The organism is Clostridioides sp. ZZV14-6153 (assembly GCF_020657855.1).
Taxonomy (GTDB): Bacteria; Bacillota; Clostridia; order Peptostreptococcales; family Peptostreptococcaceae; genus Clostridioides.
Map to the genome: position 1 here is coordinate 1 of NZ_JAGWCZ010000049.1, position 598 is coordinate 598.

General features: G+C 27.3%; 1 protein-coding gene. It reads left to right on the forward strand.

Features of this window, described 5'->3' with window-relative positions; all coding sequences use genetic code 11:
• Nucleotides 1–38 precede the first annotated feature (38 nt).
• On the forward strand, nucleotides 39–598 hold a 560-nt coding region (locus KGF46_RS19755), incomplete at its 3' end, for an RNA-guided endonuclease TnpB family protein (RefSeq protein WP_227862252.1).

Genomic DNA, 598 nt, shown 5'->3' on the forward strand with positions numbered 1-598 from the left:
AAAACAATACATAGAAAATCAAGGAAAGTAGGGATAATATGCTAAGAGCATATAAATATAGATTATATCCAAATAGCGAACAAAAAGAATATTTTGCTAAAACTTTTGGATGTAGCAGACTTATATATAATCTTATGTTATCCGATAGGATTAAAGCATATGAGGAAAACAAGGACTTAGATATTAAGAAAATAAAATATCCTACACCTGCACAGTACAAAAAGGAATATGAGTTCCTAAAAGAAGTTGATAGTTTAGCACTAGCAAATGAACAAATGAATTTAGATAAAGCCTACAAAAACTTTTTTAGAGATAAATCAGTAGGTTTTCCTAAATTCAAATCTAAGAAAATAAACTATCATAGTTATACTACTAACAACCAAAAAGGTACTGTAAGGATTGAAAATGGATATATAAAATTACCTAAACTAAAATCGATGGTTAGGATAAAACAACATAGAATGTTTGATGGAGAAATAAAGAGTTGTACTATATCGAGAACACCAGGTAATAGATATTATATTTCTATATTAGCAGAAACTGAAATAGAGAAACTAAAAACTATTGATAAGAAAATAGGTGTAGATGTTGGATTGAA